Here is a 23,809-nt window from a genome sequence, read left to right on the forward strand (position 1 = left end):
AAGACGGGATTGCAAATCCTGACTAACCGTTACCTACTATCCCTTCAACAAATAACCCTTAAACCCTTCAAAATCCACACCTAACTGATCAGCATGCTTTGGTTTACTTTCCAAAGCTTTTACCTGCTCTGGGATTTCGATTTTGGCTGCGATATCCACAGGGAAAATATCAGGGAATTTACAAGCATGTGCAGTGGATAAGAAAACGGCAGCGCTTTCGTCTGTAGGGTTTTCATTTCTGTATTTTTCAACTGCCAAATAAGCAATAGCGGTATGCGGACAAGCCACATAGTTTAACTTACTGTCGAGTTTTTTAATGCCCTCCAAAGTTTCGTCATCAGTGAAGCGATAAGAGGTTACCACTTTTTTAATCGCTTCTACATCCTGGTTAAATAAATCCATAATGCGTACCCAGTTACTTGGCGCGCCAACATCCATGGCGTTCGAATAGGTTTGTGTGGATGGTTTGGTTTCGTATACACCACTTTCTAAAAAGCGTGGCACTGTATCGTTAACATTTGTTGCCGCGATAAACTGTTTAACAGGCAAACCTAATTTGTGAGCCAACAAGCCTGCTCCAATATTTCCGAAATTTCCGCTCGGCACCGACAATACCACATCGTTTAATCCTTGCTTTTTAAGCTGGGCATAAGTATTGAAATAATAAAATGTTTGAGGGATTAACCTCGAAATATTAATCGAATTGGCAGAAGTCAACCTGAATTTTGCGTTCAATTCATCATCAGCAAAAGCCTGTTTTACCAAAGCCTGGCAATCATCAAATGTTCCTTTTACCTCAATTGCTCTGATGTTTTCGCCATTGGTGGTTAACTGGAGTTCCTGTATCGGACTTACTTTTCCTTCCGGGTAAAGGATCGTTACCCTGGTATTCGGTACGCCTAAGAAACCTAAAGCCACTGCTCCTCCGGTATCGCCTGATGTAGCTACCAGGACATCTAAAAGCTGTTCGCCGTCTTTTAAGAAATAGGCCATTACTCGGCTCATAAAACGGGCACCAAAATCTTTAAAAGCTAAAGAAGGCCCATGGAACAATTCGAGTACAAAGGTTTTGTCGTCCAGTTTAACTGCTGGTGCTTCAAAATTAATCGCATCATCAATTAAAGCCTTTAAGTCTTCAGCCGGAATTTCATCCTTTAATAAGGTTGAGGCTACTTGATAAGCAATTTCTGGCAAAGAATACTTTTCTATATTCTGAATGAATTCAGGATCAAGCTGCGGAATTACTACAGGCATATATAAACCTTTATCCTGCGGCATGCTGTTAAAAACGGCTTCTTTAAAAGAAACGCGTAAATTTTTATTGTTGGTTGAGTATAGTTTCATTTTGAGGTATAGGGTTTAGGGGTGTAAGGTTTAGGGTTATGGCGCCGAGTATAACCCTACGCCCTAAACCTTCTACCTTATTTACATCACTCTTGGTCCCTCAGCGTTAACCGGAGAAACAAAAGCTTTGCTGTTAATATTTATCTTGTGTAAGTGTTGTTGTTGCGATTTGGTTATTTTTCTGGCAGTTTCCTCGTCTTTGGTTAATGCAAAAACAGATGGACCAGATCCTGAAATTCCGAAACCTATTGCGCCGTTTTCCATAGCCAGTTTTCTCATTTCTTCAAAACCTGGGATCAGGATCGAACGCGTTGGTTCTACCAGGACATCTTTCATGCTTCGGCCAATCAGGTCAAAATCATTCATAAATAATCCGCTTACCAACCCGGCAACATTGCCCCATTGGGTAACAGCATCTTTTAAGGCAACTTTACTGCGGATCATTTGGCGTGCATCTTTCGTAGGTACATCAACTTCAGGATATACAATTGCCGCATACATGCCCGCTGGGGTTGGTAAAGAAATTACATCAAGAGGTTCGTAACTTCTTACCAGTACAAAGCCACCTAATAATGCAGGGGCAACGTTATCGGCATGACCGTAACCACAAGCCAGTTCTTCACCTTTCATCGCAAAAGGAACCAGTTCGGTAGCCGTTAATAAATCACCCATTAATTTGTTAATGGCAAATAAACCCGCAACAGTACTGGCCGAGCTTGAACCCAGGCCGCTACCGATAGGCATTTTTTTATGCAGTTCAATTTCTACACCCACATCCAAACGATCGATATGTTTTAAATAGTGCTGAACACTGGCACTTACAGTATTCTTTGCTGCATCTAAAGGCAAGCGACCATCATCGCCCGTAATTCTTTTGATCACTACCCCAGGTGCCTCGGTAAATCGCATTTCTACTTCATCACCCGGTTCGTTTACGGCAAAACCCAGTACATCGAAACCACAAACAACGTTTGCTACAGTTGCAGGTGCAAATACACGGATAGAAGTGCCAACTTCTGAACGTGGATGTGCTAGTTCATTATCATTTATATTCTTTTGCATCTTTTATACGAATTGCCTCGTCGGCTATTTTGTAAAACTTAAATATTATTTTTTGGTTAGGGCTATTTTTAAGCCCAACAAAATAAAAACTACTCCGGATGTTTTGTTCATCCAGTTTTCGATATTTTTATTTCTGTTGAAGTGTTTAGCAACATTGCTTCCTGTTAATGCTAAAAATGAACACCAGATTAAAGTGATGAAGAAGATAATAAGGCCAAGTAACAAATACGGAACCGGATTATTAACCTCCTTACTATTGATAAACTGAGGTAAAAAGGCAAGAAAGAAAAGTGCTATTTTGGGATTTAAAATATCGCTCAAAAGTGCCGTAAAAAACATTTGCTTCATTCCGGTAACCTTATTTGCAACGGGTTTTATCTCGATTTGCTCACTTTTGTTAGTTAAAGACCGGTAACCCAGGTAAATCAGATATGCTGCACCCAGGTATTTAACAATGCTAAAGGCGATAGCTGATTTCGACAAAATTTGAGAAAGACCAAATGTAGCTGCACAAGTATGTACCAGCAAGCCCAAACTTACACCTAAAGCAGAATATAAGCCCGAATTTTTCCCTTTTGAAATACTTCTCGTTAAAACCATTATGGTATCTACACCGGGTGTAATAACCACTATTACAGCAGTCAAGATAAAAGCACCTAAATTCTCGATTCCTAACATATTCATTATACTGTTATTTGGTTTAAATGATATTTTAAGTGCACAACATAATCTTCAATAAAATAAGTGAGTGTATGCAGTTCTGTTTTTCCTTTTCCAGTATCGCAGTTATTCTCAAGCTTTACTTCCGGGATGTTTTCAATTACTCTGCTGATCTGGTGGTTTAACAACTTCCAAAGCATTTTAACTTCACCGATATCAGTCCCCTGGTAATTTTGATAAAGCACCCATTCATCCTGATGATAAACGATTTTAACACCTTGTTCATATTGTCCAACAATTAAGCGGCGGATGTTATTACTTGCACTATCAATCAAATGACCCAATAATTCTTTTTTAGACCATTTTGATGGCTGTGGTTTATCATTCCATGCTTCTTCTGTAATACTTTCAAAATCAATCATGGCCTGATTAACTAAGCTTAAGATTTCATTTTTATGCATTACCAGATTCATCTTACTATTTATTTAAAGCACCTACATTGATAATGTCGGCAAAAACTCCGGCTGCGGTAACCTCTGCGCCTGCACCAGGGCCTTTTACCACCAATGGACGGGATTTATAACGATCGGTGGTAAACGAGATAATATTGTCACTTCCCGATAGCATATAAAAAGGGTGACTGTCATCAACCATTTGCAGGCTGATTTCTACATTACCATCTTCCAGTTTGCCAATGTAACGCAAAACTTTTCCATCGTTAGCAGCTGTATTTTTCAGGTTTTCGAAGTAAGCAGCATTGGCCTGCAATTCTGAATAGAAATCTTCTACAGATGTGGCATTCAAGCATGCTTCGGGCAAAATATTATCAATTTTCACATCACTGGCTTCTAATGGGTAGCCGGCATCACGTGCCAAAATCAACATTTTACGCATAAAATCTTTTCCATTTAAGTCATCGCGTGGGTCTGGCTCCGTGTAACCCAATTCCTGTGCCTCCTTAACAGTTTCGTAAAAACCAGCTTCGCCTTTAAAATTATTGAAGATATAAGAAATTGTTCCCGATAAAATGGCTTCAATCCGCGCTACCTTATCGCCGCTCATCATCAGCTCTTTTAATGTCCGTATAATCGGTAAACCAGCACCTACATTGGTTTCGTAATAAAAATCAACGCCGAATTTACGTGCGGTATCTTTAAATGATTTATACTGGGCATAATCGGCAGAGTTTCCTTTTTTATTGCAGGTAACCACCGAAATGCTGCTCTCAAAAATGCCCTGATAAAATTCAATTGGCGATTCTGCAGCCGTATTATCAACAAAAACGCAATTTGGTAGGTTTAAAGCTTTCATTTTAGCAACAAAACCTGCTAAATCTGCTTGTTCGCCGTTTGCATTCAATTCCGTCTCCCAATTTTCTAACGACAAACCGTCAGCATTGAAAATCATTTTTCGTGTATTGCTGATGCCTGTAATCTTAACCTGTAAATCGTTATTCGCCGCAAGGAAAGGCATCTGCTCTTTTAACTGGTTAAATAAAGTTTTACCGATATTTCCGGTGCCCAAACAAAATACATTTAATGTTCTTTTCAGGTCCGTAAAAAAGGCGTCGTGAACCGCATTAACCGCTTTCGATAAATCATCTTTGCTGATGATTACCGAGATATTATATTCTGATGAACCCTGTGCAATAGCCCTTACGTTAATACCATTACGTCCCAGGGCGCTAAACAAACGCCCGCTCATGCCCGGAGTGCGTTTCATGTTTTCGCCCACTATGGCCAAAACAGCAAGGTTGTTTTCAACTTCAGGCAGCTCTAATTTTTTTGCATCCAGTTCAAGCTCAAATTCTTTTTTGATTAAAGAAATTGCCTGCGCAGCATCTGTTGGTTTAACGGCGAAAGTAATGCTATGCTCTGATGATGATTGCGTAATCAATACCACGTTAATCTGCTCACGAGATAGGAGCGAGAATAACCTGCCGCTAAATCCTGCTTTGCCCACCATGCCGCTACCGGTTAAGTTGATGATGCTGATATGATCAATAGAAGAAATCCCTTTTATCGGTAAACTCGAAGTTTTTACATCACTTTTGATATACGTTCCGCCGAAATCAGGTTCGAAAGTGTTTTTAATCACAATCGGAATTTTTTTCATAAAAGCGGGGATCATTGTTGGCGGATAAATCACTTTTGCGCCAAAATAACTCAGTTCCATCGCTTCAGTATAACTTAACTCCGGTAAAGAGAAGGCTTTTTTCACAATCCGCGGATCAGCCGTCATCATACCGTTTACATCCGTCCAGATTTCTATTTCTTCCGCATTTAAGGCTGCACCCCAAACCGCTGCGGTATAGTCAGAACCACCGCGACCTAAAGTAGTAACCCTGCCTGCGGCATTACTGGCAATAAAGCCGGTTACAAAAAGTACCTTATCTTTATTTTCCTGGTAAAAATTGTTGATCAGCATCTCGGTCAGCTCCGTATCCACCTTAGCCTGACCAAAGTGGCTGTCGGTTTTAATCAAGTCAGATCCGTTTACATAAAGTGCATTACCAATGCTTTGCGAAGCAATGTGGCTGATCATAAAAGTAGAACAACGTTCGCCATAACTTACAATCTGGTCTTTCGTTTGCAAACTGAGCTCACGAAGATTGGTTACCGCCTGTAATAGGTCTTCCAGTTCGTTAAAAAAGATCTTCAAGCGCGTAAACACCGGGTTCTGTGCAGCCGCAGGTAAAAGCGAGCGAATTACAGCAAAATGTTTTGCTTCGATTTCTTTTAAATGTGCATCGTAATCTTCGCCACGCTCGGCCATTTCAGCCATATCGGTAAGCAAATTGGTTACACCGCTCATTGCCGATAATACAACTACCGGGCTGTTCTTCTGTTTTTCTTCGCCAACCAGGCGTAAGAGGGTTTTAATGTTCTCGGCCGAACCTACGGATGTGCCGCCGAATTTGAGTACTTTCATTAGTTTATATTGGGTTTAACTGTTTGTTGCTGTAACAATCTGTGGTTTAAAATGCTCGTTCGTACAGGTTTCATTCAGCATGGTTTTAAAAAAAAAGCGTCCCGATTTTCATCGGGACGCTTTCTGTGTTTTATGTTTTTTCAACTTACAACAAATTAGCCCCGCTGGTTTATACCGGTGGTAATAATAATCGTTGTAATAATTGAAGTGTTAAATTTCATCTTGCTCTTCGTGTACTTTGTACACCGTAAAGTAGAAGATTATTTTTTTAAAATGCAAATGTTTTTTCAATTTTATTTCGAAATTTCTATTAAAACGTTTAAGTAAATGAAATAGCCGCATTATTCTCCTCCTTTGGATAGGTGCCCGCAGGGCGGGGTGGTCTAAGCCACGATGGTCACTTGCTCATCTCAGGTTTTTTCTATAAATTACTGCAATCATATTTTTATTAGAAAATGTACAGTAGTAATTTTTCTGATGATGCAGCCCTGCTAACCGCTATAGTTCCGATGTAGGTGTTTTTTGAACGGGAATGGAATCGGTAGCTACCGCTTTTATCAGGTTTAGTTAACATAGGCTTGTGCTACTATTTAAATGGGTTACCTTTCCAGTGCATTGACAAAGCATTTATTCATATTTAGTTATTGTTTTATTGGCATGAATGAGCTTCGCTAAAGCTTCGGTTTTGCATAATTTGATGCCTCAAAAGTTTGATGCCGCCGCGGCATAGAGCGATGCGACCCAAGATGGTTAGCATTGTGTGGGTGAAGTAACCTATTTGTCTAAAATTAGCTTCCTTATAGCTGTCTGTTTCATAAGAATCTAAACATACTAAAACCATTTACCAATTTTACTTAGTGTATATTTTTAATTTTTTTTATGTTTAAATATTGGATGTAATTAATTGAATATTAACTTGTTAAGTGATAGTGTATTTGCTACAATATGTAAAAAAATACATTTTAAAACTCGTTTTTGTGAAAGATAAGTCTTTACCTTTGCACCACTAACTAACTTATTGTTATGAGCAAAAAGAAACTGCAAACGCCAGATTTAAGCTATTTAAATCTCGGCGGGAACATTGCTGTAAAGTACCAGTTATCTCCAAAAGAGTTAATTGATGATGCCTTATTAAATAATGAAGGTACAATGGCCGCTTCAGGAGCGCTGGCCATTGATACCGGGAAATTTACCGGACGTTCGCCTAAAGATCGTTTTATCGTGTGCGATGATGTAACCGAAAACCAGGTTTGGTGGGGCGATGTTAACATTAAAATCAATCCGGAAAAATTCGACCAGTTATTTGATAAGCTTACCAATTATCTTGGCGATAAAGCCATTTATGTACGGGATGCTACAGCATGTGCCGATCCGGATTATGCAATATCCATCCGAGTAATTACCGAAACGGCTTATCAGAATCTTTTTGCTCATCATTTATTTATCCGCCCTGATGAAGATGCTTTAATAAACACGCCAGAGTGGACCATTATTGCTGCGCCAGGCTTTCTGGCCGATCCTGCTGTTGACGGAACCCGTCAGGAAAACTTTTCCGTTATCAATTTTACCAAAAAAATGATTTTGATAGGTGGTACAGGTTATACAGGTGAAATTAAAAAGGGAATCTTTTCGGTATTAAATTTTATCCTTCCCGTATATAAGAATACACTTTCCATGCACTGTTCGGCCAATGTGGGCAAGGATGGAGATACCGCTATCTTTTTCGGTCTATCCGGAACAGGTAAAACCACATTATCTGCTGATCCCGAAAGAGGTTTGATCGGCGATGATGAGCATGGCTGGGGTAGTGATTCCGTATTCAACTTCGAAGGAGGCTGTTATGCAAAATGTGTTGATTTAACCGAAGAAAAAGAACCTCAGATCTTTAATGCCATTAAATTCGGATCTTTATTGGAAAACATCAACTTTTTTCCAGGTACAAAAGATGTTGATTATACAAACATTGATAAAACAGAAAATACGAGGGTTGCTTATCCTATAGATTATATTGATAATGCAATTTTACCTTCCATAGCCGGTGTTCCTAAAAATATCTTTTTTCTCACTGCAGATGCATTCGGGGTATTACCACCGATTTCAAAACTGAATGTAGAACAGGCCATGTTCCACTTTATGAGCGGCTATACGGCTAAAGTTGCTGGTACAGAGGCTGGTGTTACCGAACCTCAGTTAACCTTTTCTGCTTGTTTTGGAAAAGCTTTTCTTCCACTGCACCCATCAAAATACGCAGCTTTATTAGGAGAGAAGATGAAAAAACACCAAGTTAACGTTTGGCTGGTTAATACCGGGTGGAGTGGGGGAGCTTATGGCGTGGGCAAAAGGATGAAATTGAGTTATACACGGGCCATGATCAAAGCAGCTTTAAATGGAGATCTAAACCACCACCATTATAAACAACACCATGTGTTTAAATTAATGATGCCCTTAAATTGTCCCGGAGTTCCCGACGATATTTTAGACCCGTCTAAAACATGGAGTAATCAGGAAGAATATTTTTTAAAGGCCTATCAGCTGGCAGATGCCTTCGAAGAAAATTTTAAGCAATTTGAACTGACAAAACTACCAAAAAGCAGACACGAAGCGTTAAAATTATGTTAAATGCACTTTAAAATGCATTTTTTGAGCGAAAAATTTGCAATTCGATTTTTTTTTAGTTTTTATTGTGAAAGAATTGCCTCGGCTGGGGCAATTTTTTTGTTATACACCCTAGGTGGTTTACCGAAACTAAATTCTAAGTAACGATTTAATTGCTTATTGATTTATTAATTTGTAATTTAAAATCAATTTATAAATTTGTTTTTCGCAACAATTTCGGATATGAAACGTTGAGTGTATTACAAAAGAAAAAACAGCTAAAAATTAAAAACAAGAACTAAAACTAAAATTTCAAAAAAAATGGCAAACGCACCAAAACCAACAACTGTTAAAAAAGAGAGCTCTTCTAGTGCTTCAAACGTATTTGCAACATTCGTTATTCCAATCTGTATCGTTATTGGATTCTGTGTTTGGAGATTCGTATTCGGAGAAGGAAGTAACTTTATCGATGGTGACAGAGAGAAATTACCATTAGCTGGTAACTATCTTGGAACAGCTTACAAAGGAGGCCCGATCGTAGCAATCTTAGTTGGATTACTATTAGTGGTAATTGTATTCTCTATCGAACGTTTCATCGTTATTGGTAAAGCAAGTGGAAAATCTAGCTTAGATACTTTCATCCGCAAAGTACAAGGTTTATTAAGCGCAGGTAACATCGAGGCTGCAAAAGCTGAGTGTGATAAACAACAAGGTTCAGTTGCTAACGTAATTAAATCTGGTTTGAAAAAATACAGCGAAGTTGAAGCTGATACCAACATGGACGTTGAGCAATCAATTGTTGCTATCCAAAAAGAGGTTGAAGAAGCTACAGCTTTAGAAATGCCAATGTTAGAGCAAAACTTAACGGTTATTGCAACTTTGGTATCAATCGGTACATTAGTAGGTTTATTGGGTACAGTAACAGGTATGATCCGTGCATTTGCCGGTTTAGCAAACTCTGGTGCTCCAGATCAGTCAGCATTAGCGGTAGGTATCTCTGAGGCACTTATCAACACCGCAACTGGTATCTTGGTATCTACTGTGGCAATTATCATGTACAACGTATTAACTTCTAAAATTGACAAGTTAACTTACGCAATCGATGAAGCTGGTTTCAGCATCGTTCAAACATACGCTAGTTCGCATAAATAAGAATTTTGAAAAAATTTTTACCGGCTTTATGGAAAACCGGAAAAAAGATCATCATTATTAAAAACTAGTAAAAAATATTATGCCTAGAATTAAAGTTAAAAGAACGAGTACGGTAACGGATATGACTGCCATGTGTGATGTGGCATCATTGTTACTTACTTTCTTCATCTTAACTGCTACAGCAAGGCAACCAGAACCACTAGCCGTTTCTACACCTTCATCTACGTATGAGTTCAAGGTGCCGGTAGAAAACAATGCGATTTTAACCATTGGGCAGGGGAAAGTTTTCTTTGAAGTAGCAGGGGTCAAAGTGAGAGCGAAAACATTAGAACTAATGGGCGAACAATACAAAATATCGTTCACTCCGTTAGAAGTACAACGCTTTTCATCGATAGGAAGTTTCGGTGTTCCGATCCAGAGTTTAAAATCACTTATTGCCTTAAATGGTGCTGACCGTATGAAACCGGGTATACAGCCTGGTATCCCTTCAGATTCGACTGATAATCAGTTAAATTCGTGGGTACTGAATGCCCGTAAAGCAACTAAAGAGATTAATAATCAGGATATGCGTATCAGCATTAAAGGTGATGCGAAAGAAGAATATCCGGTAGTTAAAAAGATTATTGATGTACTTCAGAAACAAAGTGTAAACAAGTTTTTATTGGTTACCAACTCTGAAGCTAAAAAGAAATAAGAAATGGCAGAATTAAACACAGGCGGGAAGAAAGCCACCCCAAGGGTTGATATGACTCCAATGGTGGATCTAATGTTTCTTTTGGTAACATTCTTTATCTTAACTACGGTAATCTCTACGCCACAAGCGATGGATATTGCAAAGCCAGATAAAAACGAAAAGTTACCAGAAAACAGATTGGAACTTAAAGCAAGTAAAACAATGACTATTTTGTTGGGTAAAAGCGATAAAGTAGCATGGTACATGGGAGTAGCTGGCGAAACCGCACCAACGATAGAATCTGGTTCACAAATCGAAGATGCTATTATTAAAAATAGAAAAACAGCTGATGCTTCGGGTGTTGCTGGCGATTTCGTGGTACTGGTTAAACCAACATCAGGTTCTACATTCCAAAACTTTGTAGATATCATGGATGAGTTGGAAATTCTTAAAGTAAAGGTTCGTCAGATCGATGATGATAATATCCTTGACAATGAGAAACAGTTCATGAAAGAAAAAGGAATTTTATAATCAGTAAAACCAATAGTTATGTCGAAGTTAGATATATTCAGAAAAGAATGGCTTGAAGTGGTTTTTGCCGATAAAAACAAAAACTATGGTGCGTATCAATTGCGTAAAAGCAATGGTGCCAACACCACTAAAGCCTTAATTATTGGATCTATTATCTTCCTTGTATTATTTTTCTCTCCAAAAATCTATAGCCTTATCAAAGGTTCAATGGATCAGCAGGAAGATCAGGTAAAAGCACAGGAAGTAATTTTAGCTCCACCTCCACCCGTAAACCCCGAAACACCTCCACCGCCACCGGTAGAGCCACCGCCACCAAAGGTTGACCAGGTGAAAATGCCACCTCCAATTGTAAAACCTGATATCGAGGTTCGTGATGAACCACCTACAGTTGAAAAACTGAAAGAAGCTGATCCAGGTCAGAGAGATATCAAAGGTGATCCAACAGCAGAGATTAACATTGCTGAACCAGTAGGTGAAGGACCAAAAAGAGAAGCTGCAGTTGCGGTTGATGATAATAAAGTTTATGACTTTGTTAGTATCGAGAAACAACCAGAATATCCAGGTGGTATCGCTAAATTTTATAAATACCTGTCGGGAGCAATTAAATACCCGCCAATGGCACAAGAAAACAACGTTCAGGGTAAGGTATTCTTATCATTCGTTGTGGAGAAAGATGGTAAATTAACAGATATCCAGGTTACCCGCGGTTTGGGTAGCGGAACTGATGAAGAAGCTATCCGTGTATTAAAAGCGAGTCCACGTTGGAACCCAGGTATCCAAAATGGTAAGCCGGTAAGGGTAAAATACAACATCAACGTTAACTTTACATTGAACTAATAGTAGATGTTAAATTTTGATATTTTTAAGCAAAAATCGCCTAAACAGCGGTTTTTGCTCATTTTAGGCCTTGTCATGTTTGTGTTTTATGTGGTATTGGGCTTCGCATTTATATTTTACGAACCAATTGCCCTTCGTTTAAGCACTATTCCACAATGGGGCCGCATCGCAATAGGTGTCTTCTTGATTATTTATGCTTTTGTAAGACTTTTAAGCCTGGGTAGGCGCGACTAATCACTCCAATGAAAAATTTCCTTTTAATATTTTGTGTACTGGCTTTCCTTGTATCCTGCAAACGTAAAAACAAAGCGGATGCCGTTAAAGAAACCAGAACAAGCGGCACTTTAAAGATATTGGTTGATGAAAGTGTTGGTCCGATTGTTCAGGACCAGATTGATGTTTTTAGTTTAGACTATCCCGATGCGAAATTTCAATCAACAGTAAAACCAGAAGAAAAATTATTACCTGCATTTCTAAATGATAGTGTGAGGGTAATTGTTTTACCAAGATTATTAACCAAAGCAGAAGAAAAATATTATACCCAGCGTAATATTAAAATTAATACCTCGCGTTTTGCTGTCGATGGTATTGCTTTAATTACTAACCAGGGCAATATTGACAGTACAATTAACGTTAAAGAGGTTATTGATATATTACAGGGAAAGAAATCAGATAAGAAATTGGTCTTTGATAACGCTTATTCAAGTACCTTTCAATATTTTAAAGAATTGGCTCATATCAGTCAATTTCCAGCTACAGGTGTTTACTCTAAAAATTCGAGCAATGAAGTAATTAAACTTATTGCTGAAGATAAAAATTTTATTGGTATTTTAGGCGTGAATTGGATTACCAGTAAGAATACAGAAGTAAGTGAGTATCTTTCTCAAATAAAGGTGCTTGGAGTAAAAAATTTGAAGGGGGGAATAGGAGATGACCGGTTTTATAAACCCACTCAGGATAATTTGATTAATGGTGTTTATCCTTTCTTAAGAAATATAAATATTATCGATTGCGAAGGAAGAGATGGTTTAGGCACAGGATTTGCAACATGGTTAAGAAGTCAGAGAGGACAATTGATTGTACTTAAATCAGGACTTGGGCCGCATAAATTAATGCCCAGGGAAATTAATCTTACGAAGTAAAAATTAAATTAAAAATTATAAATTGAACCACGAAGTAAATCTAAAGAGACACTTCATTTTTATTAAATAAAAAAAACAGAATATCCGATGAAAATTTTAAAGAAAGCAATAACCTTAAATGTAGGTTTGGTGTTGATGGGTTCTGCAGTTTTTGCTCAAGATTTAAATGATGCGAAAAAAGCCATTGACGCTGAACAGTACCAAAAAGCATCATCAGTGCTTAAATCATTGGTGAGCTCAAAAGCATCAGATGGTAATAACTATTACAATCTTGGTTTGGTTTATTTGAAAACCGGTTATATCGACTCTGCAAGGGCCGTATTTACCAAAGGTGTTACCGCTGATCCTAAAAACAACTTAAACCTGATCGGTTTAGGCGAAGCAGATATGTTATCTAATGATGCAACATCTGCTAAAACTAATTTTGATAAAGCTGTTGCGCTGGCACCAAAAGATTACAAAACTTATTTGTATATCGGTAAAGCGTATTTAGCGCAGGATAAACCAAGTGATGATGTATCTAAACCGGATTATACCAATGCTTTAGCTAACATTACCAAAGCAGATGAGTTAGATTCGAAAGATAAAGATGCAGAAGTTTTCCTGGCGTTAGGTGATGCTTATGCTTTACAAAAGAAAAACTCTGAGGCTTTAGGACCTTATTTTCGTGTAAACGATATCGATCCTACCAATAGAAGGGCAAAAACCCAGATTGGAAAGATGTATAAAGAATCAAGAGCTTTTCCTGAAGGTGAAAAAGAATTATTAGACGTAATTGCAGCTGACGCAAACTATGGTCCTGCATACCGCGAATTAGGCGAATTGTATTTGCAATGGAGTAGCTTTGGTGTGGATAAAGAAAAAGCAGCAAAAGGTATTGAGAACTATAAAAAATATCTTGATTTAACTGATAAATCACTAGAATCTCAATTGCGTTATGCTCAATTCTTGTTTTATGCTAAAGACTTCCCTACTTTGGAACAAGTAGCTACAGCTATACAGGCTCCTGCTAATGATCCAAAAAGTGCTGTAGTATCTAGAATGAAAGGATGGGCTGCTTATGAGAATAAAAACTATCCTGCTTCTTTAACCAGCATGAATGAATTTTTTGCTAAAGAAAAAGATCCCAACAAAATCTTAGGATTCGATTATTTGTACTTGGGTAAAGCTCAGTTAAAGGCAGGACAGGACAGTTTAGCTTTGATTAACATTACAAAAGCTGTAGAAAAAGATTCAACAAATGCTGATGCATTGGCGGAAGTTGCTAAAAGTTTCTATGATGCTAAGAAATATGCTAAATCTGCTGAAATTTATGAAAAAGCAATAAAAGCTAATCCAAAAGGTAAAGGGTCGCTTTATAACTATTTTTATAATGCGATGGCAAACTATTTTGACTATGCAGCAAAATTAACGGCAAAACAAAATCCTTCAAAAGACATTTTGGTAAGAGCTGACTCTTCAATAGCAAAAGTAACTCAGATTTCACCTGAAACTTATGATGCTTATATTACCAGGGCTCGTATTAACAGCTTAATGGATGATGAAAAAGAACCTAAAGGTTTGATGGTTCCATATTATGAGGAATTTATTGCAAAAGTTACTGCAAAACCTGAAGTAGCTTCTTCGGGTACTTATCCTAAACGTTTATCAGAGGCTTATGATACTTTAGGTGGTTACTATTACTATAAAGACAAAGAAAAAGCTAAAGAATATTTTAACAAAAGTGTAGCTGTTTATCCTTCTGGAACTTTCGCAGCAGCTAAATTAAAAGAATTAGCAGCACCTGCACCAGCAAAAGGTAAAGGCAAATAATTTAAAAGTTAAATAATTTAGAAAAGGCAGAGTTTGGTTACTCTGCCTTTTTCTTTTACTTTTGCATCATAAAATAAATAATATGCAAGTGCAAAGTTCCTCTATAGATTTTTTACCAATTATATTTCAAGTAATTGTTGCTTTAGGCTTTGTGGTAACCACATTGGTTGCTACCCACTTATTAGGCCCAAAACGTAAAACAGCCGATAAGCTGGAAACTTTTGAGGCTGGTGTTAAATCAGTAGGTAATGCCCGTCAGCCTTTCTCTATCAAATATTTTGTTGTAGCCATCTTATTTGTGCTTTTCGACGTAGAGGTAATCTTTATGTATCCATGGGCAGTTAACTTCCGTGCGTTAAGAATGGATGGAATGATTGAGATGTTCATTTTTATGGGCACTTTGTTGTTAGGTTTTATCTACGTAATCAAGAAAAAAGTTTTAGACTGGAACTAATCAGTTTCGCAGTTATTGATTCACAATTGGCAGTTTTTAGTTCGTGTTTTAGAACTGGTAACTGCTGAATGGCGACTGTAAACCGAAATGTGTATCATATACACTATCTGATCCGACTTTTAGTTATTTAGAAAGGTTCTAAATCTGGTAAATCTAGTTCAATTGCCTTTAAAATATTGTAAATTTGTTGCTCATTCTGCAAAGGGATGAGCATTTTTTGTTTATAAACATGAGTGAAATTAATATAGTTGATGCGCCTCCAGGAACCGAAGGACCTGGCTATTTTGCCACTTCTTTTGATAAAGTGATTGGTTTGGCACGCTCAAATTCATTATGGCCTTTACCTTTCGCTACTTCTTGTTGCGGAATCGAGTTTATGGCTACCATGGGTTCTCACTACGATTTAGGTCGTTTTGGTGCAGAACGCTTAAGCTTTTCTCCACGTCAGGCCGATGTTTTAATGGTTATGGGAACTATTGCTAAAAAGATGGCTCCGGTATTAAAACAGGTTTATATCCAGATGGCAGAGCCACGTTGGGTAATGGCTGTTGGGGCCTGTGCAAGCAGTGGTGGTATTTTCGATACCTATTCGGTATTGCAAGGAATTGATGAGGTTATTCCGGTGGATGTTTACGTTCCGGGCTGCCCGCCAAGACCAGAAGCCATTTTAGATGGTTTTCAGCGTATCCAGGATTTGGTGAAAAATGAATCTGGAAGAAGGAGAAATTCTGATTATTACAAAGATCTTTTAGGTCAATACGGCATTAAATAATGGAAGAAACGACGCTAAATAATGACATCCATATTAAGCTGACTGAAAAGTTTGGCGAAAAAGTTACTGCAGTTTCTGAGCCTTATGGTTTATTAACTTTTGTAGCCTATAAAGATGTAATCATTAATGTGCTTACGCATCTTAAAGAGGAATTAAAATTCAATTTCCTTACTGATATTACTGCGGTTCACTATCCAGGTAAAGATCATGGTATTGCGGTGGTTTACCATTTGCATAACATGGTAGAAAAAGTGAGGATCAGGATAAAAGTTTTTATTTCGGAGCAAAATCCAACCATCCCTACCGCAACAACTGTTTGGAAAGGTGCTAACTGGATGGAACGCGAAACTTACGATCTGTTCGGAGTTAAATTTGAAGGTCACCCGGATTTACGCCGTATTTTAAATATGGATGATTTAGGTGTTCACCCGATGTTGAAACAATATCCATTGGAAGATCCAAACAGAGTAGATAAAAAAGACGAATTTTTTGGAAGGTAAACTATGAATCATAACCATCCGGTATTTACAGATAACGACCCGCAAAGTGAGCTGGTAACCTTAAACTTAGGTCCAACACACCCTGCAACCCACGGCGTTTTTCAAAATGTTCTGCAATTAGATGGCGAACGTATTGTAAGCGGCGTTTCTACTATTGGGTACATTCACCGTGCTTTCGAAAAGATTGCCGAACACCGCCCTTTTTATCAGATTACACCCCTTACCGACCGTTTAAACTATTGCTCGTCGCCTATTAACAATATGGGCTGGCACATGACGGTTGAAAAGTTGTTAAATATTCAAATGCCGAAACGTGTAGATTACCTTCGGGTAATTATTATGGAGCTTTCGCGTATTGCCGATCACATTATCTGTAACACGATTATTGGTCAGGATACCGGAGCAACCACCACTTTCTTATACTTGTTCCAATTCCGTGAGCACATTTACGAAATTTTCGAAGAAGTTTGTGGTGCGCGTTTAACTACAAATATTGGCCGTATTGGTGGTTTTGAAAGAGATTTCAATGATATCGCCTTTGCTAAAATCGATAAATTTTTAAAAGAATTCCCTAGAGCATTAAAAGAGTTCGAAAACCTGTTAACACGTAATCGTATTTTTATTGATAGAACGGCTGGTGTTGCAGAAGTAACGAAAGAAGCTGCTTTAGAATATAGCTGGACTGGCCCGCTTTTACGTGCTACCGGTGTAGATTATGATGTTCGAGTGAGCGATCCATATTCTTCTTACCAGGATTTCGATTTTGAAGTGCCGGTAGGTACAAGTGGCGACATTTATGATAGATATTTAGTGCGTAACGAAGAAATGTGGCAAAGTCTTCGCATTATCGAACAAGCACTTGTGAAGTTAAAAACAGAGCCAAAAGGAATTTTCCATGCTGATGTTCCTGAGTTTTACCTTCCTCCAAAACAAGAAGTTTACAACAATATGGAAGCATTAATCTATCACTTCAAAATTGTGATGGGCGAAATTGATGCTCCAAAAGCAGAAGTTTATCACGCTGTAGAAGGCGGAAATGGTGAATTAGGATTCTATCTGATTAATGATGGAGGCCGTACACCATATCGTTTACACTTCCGCAGACCAAGTTTTATAAACTACCAGATGTTTGCACCAATGAGCGAAGGCATGTTATTGTCTGATGCCATTATCAACATGAGTAGTATGAATATTATTGCAGGAGAATTAGATGCTTAAAGTAGAAGAACAAACACCTGTAGTGTTTTCATCAGAATTGCTGGCCAAATTTGATGAGGTAAAAAGCCGTTATCCGGCAGATAAGAGCAAATCAGCGTTACTACCACTTTTGCACCTGGTACAAGCTGAATACCTTTGGGTACCAACATCGGCTATGGATAAAGTTGCCGAATATTTAAATATTCAGCCAATTGAAGTGTACGAGGTAGCAACATTTTATACCATGTACTTTTTAAAACCACAAGGTAAATATGCTTTGGAGGTTTGTCGTACTGGTCCTTGTTGCCTGGTAGGTGCTGAAAAAATATTAAGCCACTTGGAAAACAAGTTAGGTGTTAAAGAGGGTGAAGTTACTGCCGATGGTTTATTTAGCTTTAGAGGAGTTGAATGTTTAGCCGCCTGTGGTTTCGGTCCGGTATTGCAAATTAGCCCGGAATATACTTTCTACGAAAACCTTACTGAGGCAAGTGTGGATAAATTGATTGAAGATTTGAAAAATAAGTCCTAAGTCGAGAGTCTTAAGTCGAGAGTCGTTGTGACTTAAGGCTATGGACTATGGACTACAGACTATAGACTAATTAAAATGTCTCGAAAACTGTTACTTGAGCATATAAACGTACCGGGCATCAATACTCTTGAAGTCTATCGCCAAAAAGGCGGGTACCGTGCTGTGGAAAAAGCCCTTAAAACTTTAACACCTGAAGAGATTGTTGAAGAAGTTAAGAAATCAGGCTTACGCGGTCGCGGAGGTGCGGGTTTCCCTACCGGGATGAAATGGAGCTTTTTAGCTAAACCAGAGGGTGTTGCACGTTATTTGGTGTGTAATGCTGATGAATCTGAACCAGGAACTTTTAAAGACCGCTATTTGATGACTTATATTCCCCATGCCTTAATTGAGGGAATGATTGTATCGAGTTTCGCATTAGGTGCTAAGGTTTCTTATATCTATGTGCGTGGCGAAATGATGCCTCAGATCCGCATTTTAGAAAAAGCAATTGCTGAAGCTAAAGCAGCAGGATGGTTGGGTAAAAATATTTTAGGAACAGGTTACGATTTAGAATTATACGTACAGCCAGGTGGTGGTGCTTACATTTGTGGTGAAGAAACTGCTTTGTTAGAATCGCTTGAAGGCAAAAGAGGTAATCCACGTATTAAACCACCATTTCCGGCAATTGCAGGTTTGTATGGTTGTCCAACAGTAGTAAACAATGTTGAGTCGATCGCTGCAGTAGTACCTATTATCAACGATGGTGGCGATGAGTATGCAAAAATTGGTATCGGTAGAAGTACAGGTACAAAATTAATATCAGCATCCGGTAATTTAGTTAAACCAGGTGTTTACGAAATCGAATTGGGTTTACCAGTAGAAGAATTTATCTATTCTGATGAATATTGTGGCGGTATTGCTAATGGAAAACGCTTAAAGGCAACAGTTGCAGGTGGTTCATCTGTTCCTGTTTTGCCAGCTAATTTAACGCTAAAGTATGCGAATGGCGAACCACGTTTAATGAGTTATGAATCGCTGTCAGAAGGCGGGTTTGCTACCGGAACCATGATGGGATCAGGTGGTTTTATCGCTTTTGATGAAGATCAGTGTATTGTTAGAAATACCTGGAATTTCGCCCGTTTTTATCATCACGAAAGTTGTGGACAATGCTCACCTTGCCGTGAAGGTACCGGATGGATGGAAAAGGTATTACACAAAATTGAACACGGCCACGGTAAAATGGAAGATGTTGATTTATTGTGGGATATTCAACGCAAAATTGAAGGAAATACAATTTGTCCGTTAGGTGATGCAGCAGCCTGGCCAGTAGCCAGTGCAATCCGTCACTTCAGAGATGAATTTGAATGGCACATTAAAGAACCTGTTAAAAGCCAGGGCCAGAATTACGGTATTGCTAATTATGCTACACCAATTGAGAAAGCTCCGGTAACAGAGGCGAAATAAAATCTTAAGGTCGCAAAATGCGACCTTATAAAATTTAACTTAACACAATGAAATATATGTAAATGAAAGAAGAAATATCACCAGCAATCATCCCCAACGAAGTAATAGTTAATAAAATATATCTTTTTAGAGGAGTTAAGGTGATGTTAGATTCTGATTTGGCAGAACTCTTTGGCGTTGAGACTAAAAAGCTGAAACAACAGGTTAGAAGAAATATAGAGCGTTTTCCGGAGCACTTTATGTTCGAACTGACAAAAGAAGAAAACGATGTCTTAAGTCACAATTTGTGACCTTAAGACATGGACAACACTCAAAGTACCTTCCGTTTGCGTTTAGTGAACATGGTATTTTGCAACTATCAAACGTTTTAAAAAGCAAGCAGGCGATAGAAGTGAGCATTAAAATTATTGATGTATTTGTACAGCTTAGAACGATGGTTTTAAGCAATACAGAAATAAGATTAGAAGTAGAAAAGATTAAAAAGAAAGTAGATAATCAAGATAAAAATATTGAAGTCATATTCAGATATTTTGATGAATTACTGGAACAGAAAGCACAACCAAGAAATCAAATTGGTTACAAAATCTCGAAAGAGCAGTAATAAATTGTAAAAAAGATTGCTTCGTACCTCGCAATGACGGTAGAAGTAGAAAAAATAAAAAGAATATCATTAACCATGAGTGAAAAAGTTAAGGTTACGATAGATGGGATAACAGTAGAGGTTGATAACGGAACAACCATTCTGAATGCTGCAAGGCAAATCGGAGGGGATATTGTTCCGCCAGCGATGTGCTATTATTCTAAATTACAAGGCAGTGGCGGTAAATGCCGTACCTGTATTGTAAAAGTGACTAAAGGTTCGGAAAAAGATCCACGTCCAATGCCAAAATTGGTGGCTTCTTGCCGTACCACGGTAATGGATGGGATGGAGGTGCTTAACATTACTTCTCCGGAAGTTTTGGAAGCGCGTGCTGGTGTTGTAGAGATTTTGTTGATTAACCACCCCTTAGATTGCCCGGTCTGCGATCAGGCAGGTGAATGTGATCTTCAGAATTTAGGTTATGAGCATGGTTTGCAAAAAACACGTTATGAGTTTGAGCGCCGTACTTTCGAACGTATTGATATTGGTGATAAGATCCAGTTGCACATGAATCGTTGTATTTTGTGCTACCGTTGTGTTTTTACGGCTGATCAGATTACAAACAAACGTGTTCATGGTATCTTAAACCGTGGCGATCATTCTGAAATTTCAACTTACATTCAACAAGCTGTTGATAACGATTTCTCAGGAAATGTAATCGATGTTTGCCCTGTAGGTGCTTTAACCGATAAAACTTTTCGTTTTAAAAACCGTGTTTGGTTTACCAAACCTGTTGATGCTCATCGCGATTGCGATCATGAAAAATGCAATGGTAAAGTAACACTTTGGTATAAAGGTGCAGATGTTTTACGCGTTACCGCTCGTAAAGACCAGTTTGGGGAGGTTGAAGAGTTTATTTGCAATACCTGTCGTTTTGATAAAAAAGCAACGGCTGATTGGGTAATCGAACACCCAACCCATATTGATGATACTTCGGTAATTGCATCAAACCATTACGAAACATTAAAACCTTTGCACGTCATCCAGCCAAATGAGGCATTACAGGCAGCAAATGAAATTGAATTACATAAAACAGTTAAATACTAATGGATAGCGCTTTTGTTATAGAAAAATTTATCCTGGTAGCTGTAATTTTCGGCATCAGTTTAGTTATTGCCATGTATTCTACTTATGCTGAGCGTAAAGTTGCTGCATATTTACAAGATCGTTTAGGACCAGACAGAGCTGGCCCCTTCGGTATTTTACAGCCACTGGCCGATGGTTTAAAGATGTTTATGAAAGAGGAAATCATTCCTACATCATCAAACCGGTTTTTATTTATCGCTGGTCCGGGTTTGGCATTGCTTTGTGCCTGTATTGGTACGGCGGTTATTCCATGGGGAAGCCCTGTTCTAATAGCAGGTAAAACAGTTTCGCTACAGGTTGCCGATATCAATGTTGGCGTTTTATACATCTTTGGCGTAGTTTCTTTAGGTGTTTATGGGGTAATGATTGGTGGATGGGCATCTAACAACAAATACTCTCTGTTGAGTGCCATCCGCGCAGCTTCACAAAACATCAGTTATGAAATTGCAATGGGATTATCTATTATCGCCTTGCTATTAATGACCAATACCTTAAGCTTAAAGGAAATTGTTGATCAGCAACATGGCTGGAGATGGAATGTTTTATATCAGCCACTTGGATTTTTAATCTTTATGGTGTGTTCTTTCGCCGAAACCAACCGCGCACCATTCGATTTACCTGAGTGTGAAACAGAATTGATCGGTGGTTATCACACTGAATACTCATCAATGAAATTGGGTTTTTACTTGTTTGCTGAGTATATCAATATGTTTGTATCATCGGCTGTAATGGCAGCTTTATATTGGGGCGGTTATAACTATCCGGGTATGGATTCGATGGCAGTATGGTTAGGACCAACCTGGGCACCACTTTTTGGTACTGCAGTTTTCTTTGCTAAAATATGCGCTTTCATCTTTTTCTTTATGTGGGTACGTTGGACAATCCCTCGTTTCCGTTACGATCAATTGATGAATTTAGGTTGGAAAGGTTTAATACCTTTAGCCATTGCCAATATTATAATAACAGGTGTTGTGATTGCGATTATTGAGAAGTTTTAATTATGGAATCATTAAGTAATAAGAAAAAAGTACTGGAACAAAAGCCATTGAGCTTTATGGAGCGGATGTACCTGCCTGCAATTGCTAAAGGTATGGGCATAACCATCAGTCACTTATTTAAAAAAGAGGCTACTATAAGATATCCTGAAGTAGAACGCGAATTCTCTACCAACTTTAGGGGAATGCATTCGCTTAAACGCGATGAGAATGGTAAAGAACGTTGTACTGCCTGCGGTTTATGCGCTTTATCTTGTCCTGCTGAAGCAATCACCATGATAGCGGCAGAACGTAAGCCTGAAGAAAAAGATTTATACCGCGAAGAAAAATATGCAGCAACTTATGAAATCAACATGTTGCGTTGCATTTTCTGTGGATTATGTGAGGAAGCCTGTCCTAAAGAAGCAATTTATTTAGATGGACCAATTGTGCCGGCTGATTATTTACGTAAAGATTTCATTTACGGAAAAGATAAACTGGTTGAGGCACCATTGGAGATGAAAAAATAATAGATCAGTCCGTCATTGCGAGGAACGAAGCAATCCTAATGCAATAGACGTAAAACTAATAAGATTGCTTCGTGCCTCGCAATGACGAGGAGTATAAAAAAATAATAAATTAATGAGTACACAAGTATTCTATTTCGTAGCCACATTAAGTATCATCTTTTCGCTGCTGGTGATTTTTGCAAAAAATCCGATCCACAGCGTATTGTACTTAATCCTTACCTTTTTTACCTTCACTGTTCACTATGTGCTGTTGAACGCACAGTTTTTGGCAGTGGTAAACTTTATTGTTTACATGGGGGCCATAATGGTATTGTTCCTTTTTGTACTGATGTTACTTAACCTGAACAATGAAACCGAACCAAGCAAATCTCCACTGATTAAAATCGTAGGTGTAATTGCCGGGGGGTGTTTGGTAATAACTTTAATTGGTTCTTTAAAATCGGCAAGTATTAACAGTCCGTTGATTTTGAAAAACCCAGGATTAGGATTGGTAGAAAATTTAGGTAAGGAGCTCTTTGGGCCATTCTTATTACCATTCGAATTATCATCTCTATTACTATTGGCAGCAATGGTTGGAGCAGTTTTATTATCTAAAAGAGATGAGGTAGAAGCATAATGGAAAATTTACTCACACAAGCAGCAGGCGTTCCGCTAAACCACTACATCTATTTAAGTGCCATTATTTTTTCTATTGGCGTAATTGGTGTACTTACCCGCAGAAATGCCATTGTAATTTTTATGTCGGTTGAGCTGATGCTTAATGCCGTTAATTTACTTTTAACAGCATTCTCGGTTCATAGCAATGACCCATCCGGTCAGGTTTTTGTATTTTTCATTATGGCTTTGGCAGCCGCAGAGGTTGCAGTAGGCTTAGCGATTATCGTAATGGTTTACCGCAATACAAAATCGATAGATATTAATGTTTTAAATCGCCTTAAGTGGTAA

Annotated in this window: 25 protein-coding genes; 20 read left to right on the plus strand and 5 right to left on the minus strand. The window is 38.3% G+C overall.

Annotated elements, in window-relative coordinates; all coding sequences use genetic code 11:
* Window positions 1-36: 36 nt before the first annotated feature.
* The 5 genes from thrC to thrA all read right to left on the minus strand — a co-directional run bounded on the left by thrC (window position 37) and on the right by thrA (window position 5,997).
* Window positions 37-1,344 carry a threonine synthase gene (gene thrC / locus R2R28_RS03195; protein ID WP_316824265.1) on the minus strand — a complete coding sequence of 436 codons (1,308 nt, stop codon included), beginning with the start codon at window positions 1,342-1,344 and terminating at the stop codon, window positions 37-39.
* Between the two features lie 81 nt (window positions 1,345-1,425).
* The gene (locus R2R28_RS03200; RefSeq protein WP_316824266.1) at window positions 1,426-2,406 is read right to left on the minus strand and encodes a homoserine kinase; all 981 of its coding nucleotides are present in this window, start codon (window positions 2,404-2,406) and stop codon (window positions 1,426-1,428) included.
* Window positions 2,407-2,451: 45 nt separating this feature from the next.
* Entirely contained in the window at window positions 2,452-3,090 is a 639-nt protein-coding gene (locus R2R28_RS03205; RefSeq protein ID WP_316824267.1) for a LysE family translocator, read from the minus strand.
* Window positions 3,090-3,539 (minus strand): DinB family protein, encoded by a 450-nt coding sequence (locus tag R2R28_RS03210; RefSeq protein ID WP_316824268.1) that lies wholly within the window; start codon window positions 3,537-3,539, stop codon window positions 3,090-3,092. The genes R2R28_RS03205 and R2R28_RS03210 overlap by 1 nt, the downstream gene beginning before the upstream one ends.
* Before the next feature lie 4 nt (window positions 3,540-3,543).
* Window positions 3,544-5,997: a bifunctional aspartate kinase/homoserine dehydrogenase I gene (gene thrA / locus R2R28_RS03215; RefSeq protein WP_316824269.1), complete on the minus strand. Its 2,454-nt coding sequence runs from the start codon at window positions 5,995-5,997 to the stop codon at window positions 3,544-3,546.
* A 1,023-nt stretch (window positions 5,998-7,020) separates the two neighbouring features.
* Here thrA and pckA point away from each other — a divergent pair.
* From pckA to nuoK, 20 genes are all read left to right on the plus strand, one after another.
* Window positions 7,021-8,616 carry a phosphoenolpyruvate carboxykinase (ATP) gene (gene pckA / locus R2R28_RS03220; protein ID WP_316824270.1) on the plus strand — a complete coding sequence of 532 codons (1,596 nt, stop codon included), beginning with the start codon at window positions 7,021-7,023 and terminating at the stop codon, window positions 8,614-8,616.
* Between the two features lie 297 nt (window positions 8,617-8,913).
* On the plus strand, window positions 8,914-9,744 hold the full coding sequence (locus R2R28_RS03225) for a MotA/TolQ/ExbB proton channel family protein (RefSeq protein WP_025146310.1): 831 nt from the start codon (window positions 8,914-8,916) through the stop codon (window positions 9,742-9,744).
* 79 nt (window positions 9,745-9,823) lie between these two features.
* Window positions 9,824-10,438, plus strand: a complete 615-nt coding sequence (locus tag R2R28_RS03230; protein ID WP_316824271.1) for a biopolymer transporter ExbD — start codon at window positions 9,824-9,826, stop codon at window positions 10,436-10,438.
* A gap of 3 nt (window positions 10,439-10,441) precedes the next feature.
* The gene (locus R2R28_RS03235; protein WP_316824272.1) at window positions 10,442-10,948 is read left to right on the plus strand and encodes a biopolymer transporter ExbD; all 507 of its coding nucleotides are present in this window, start codon (window positions 10,442-10,444) and stop codon (window positions 10,946-10,948) included.
* Between the two features lie 18 nt (window positions 10,949-10,966).
* Complete coding sequence (locus tag R2R28_RS03240; RefSeq protein WP_316824273.1) at window positions 10,967-11,785, plus strand: TonB family protein; 819 nt, start codon at window positions 10,967-10,969, stop codon at window positions 11,783-11,785.
* A 242-nt stretch (window positions 11,786-12,027) separates the two neighbouring features.
* A complete protein-coding gene (locus R2R28_RS03245) occupies window positions 12,028-12,927 on the plus strand; it encodes a substrate-binding domain-containing protein (RefSeq protein WP_316824274.1) in 900 nt (299 codons plus the stop codon).
* A gap of 87 nt (window positions 12,928-13,014) precedes the next feature.
* Window positions 13,015-14,739, plus strand: coding sequence for a tetratricopeptide repeat protein (locus R2R28_RS03250; protein WP_316824275.1), 1,725 nt, complete (start codon window positions 13,015-13,017; stop codon window positions 14,737-14,739).
* Window positions 14,740-14,821: 82 nt separating this feature from the next.
* Window positions 14,822-15,193, plus strand: a complete 372-nt coding sequence (locus R2R28_RS03255) for an NADH-quinone oxidoreductase subunit A (protein ID WP_316824276.1) — start codon at window positions 14,822-14,824, stop codon at window positions 15,191-15,193.
* Window positions 15,194-15,422: 229 nt separating this feature from the next.
* A complete protein-coding gene (locus R2R28_RS03260) occupies window positions 15,423-15,965 on the plus strand; it encodes an NADH-quinone oxidoreductase subunit B (RefSeq protein ID WP_316824277.1) in 543 nt (180 codons plus the stop codon).
* The gene (locus R2R28_RS03265; RefSeq protein WP_316824278.1) at window positions 15,965-16,465 is read left to right on the plus strand and encodes an NADH-quinone oxidoreductase subunit C; all 501 of its coding nucleotides are present in this window, start codon (window positions 15,965-15,967) and stop codon (window positions 16,463-16,465) included. Before R2R28_RS03260 ends, R2R28_RS03265 begins: the two co-directional genes overlap by 1 nt.
* A gap of 3 nt (window positions 16,466-16,468) precedes the next feature.
* Complete coding sequence (locus tag R2R28_RS03270; RefSeq protein ID WP_316824279.1) at window positions 16,469-17,683, plus strand: NADH-quinone oxidoreductase subunit D; 1,215 nt, start codon at window positions 16,469-16,471, stop codon at window positions 17,681-17,683.
* The gene (locus R2R28_RS03275) at window positions 17,676-18,191 is read left to right on the plus strand and encodes an NAD(P)H-dependent oxidoreductase subunit E (protein WP_316824280.1); all 516 of its coding nucleotides are present in this window, start codon (window positions 17,676-17,678) and stop codon (window positions 18,189-18,191) included. The genes R2R28_RS03270 and R2R28_RS03275 overlap by 8 nt, the downstream gene beginning before the upstream one ends.
* Window positions 18,192-18,266: 75 nt before the next feature.
* Window positions 18,267-19,634, plus strand: a complete 1,368-nt coding sequence (gene nuoF, locus R2R28_RS03280; protein WP_316824281.1) for an NADH-quinone oxidoreductase subunit NuoF — start codon at window positions 18,267-18,269, stop codon at window positions 19,632-19,634.
* A gap of 62 nt (window positions 19,635-19,696) precedes the next feature.
* Window positions 19,697-19,924: an ORF6N domain-containing protein gene (locus tag R2R28_RS03285; RefSeq protein ID WP_316824282.1), complete on the plus strand. Its 228-nt coding sequence runs from the start codon at window positions 19,697-19,699 to the stop codon at window positions 19,922-19,924.
* A gap of 59 nt (window positions 19,925-19,983) precedes the next feature.
* Entirely contained in the window at window positions 19,984-20,235 is a 252-nt protein-coding gene (locus R2R28_RS03290) for a hypothetical protein (RefSeq protein WP_316824283.1), read from the plus strand.
* 75 nt (window positions 20,236-20,310) lie between these two features.
* Complete coding sequence (locus R2R28_RS03295) at window positions 20,311-21,321, plus strand: 2Fe-2S iron-sulfur cluster-binding protein (protein WP_025146330.1); 1,011 nt, start codon at window positions 20,311-20,313, stop codon at window positions 21,319-21,321.
* Window positions 21,321-22,358 carry an NADH-quinone oxidoreductase subunit NuoH gene (nuoH, locus tag R2R28_RS03300; RefSeq protein WP_132398863.1) on the plus strand — a complete coding sequence of 346 codons (1,038 nt, stop codon included), beginning with the start codon at window positions 21,321-21,323 and terminating at the stop codon, window positions 22,356-22,358. The genes R2R28_RS03295 and nuoH overlap by 1 nt, the downstream gene beginning before the upstream one ends.
* A 2-nt stretch (window positions 22,359-22,360) precedes the next feature.
* Window positions 22,361-22,864, plus strand: coding sequence for a NuoI/complex I 23 kDa subunit family protein (locus R2R28_RS03305; RefSeq protein WP_025146332.1), 504 nt, complete (start codon window positions 22,361-22,363; stop codon window positions 22,862-22,864).
* A gap of 112 nt (window positions 22,865-22,976) precedes the next feature.
* Window positions 22,977-23,480, plus strand: coding sequence for an NADH-quinone oxidoreductase subunit J (locus R2R28_RS03310; protein WP_187592770.1), 504 nt, complete (start codon window positions 22,977-22,979; stop codon window positions 23,478-23,480).
* Complete coding sequence (gene nuoK / locus R2R28_RS03315; protein ID WP_316824284.1) at window positions 23,480-23,809, plus strand: NADH-quinone oxidoreductase subunit NuoK; 330 nt, start codon at window positions 23,480-23,482, stop codon at window positions 23,807-23,809. The genes R2R28_RS03310 and nuoK overlap by 1 nt, the downstream gene beginning before the upstream one ends.

The organism is Pedobacter miscanthi, from assembly GCF_032678605.1.
GTDB classification, from domain to species: Bacteria; Bacteroidota; Bacteroidia; order Sphingobacteriales; family Sphingobacteriaceae; genus Pedobacter; species Pedobacter miscanthi_A.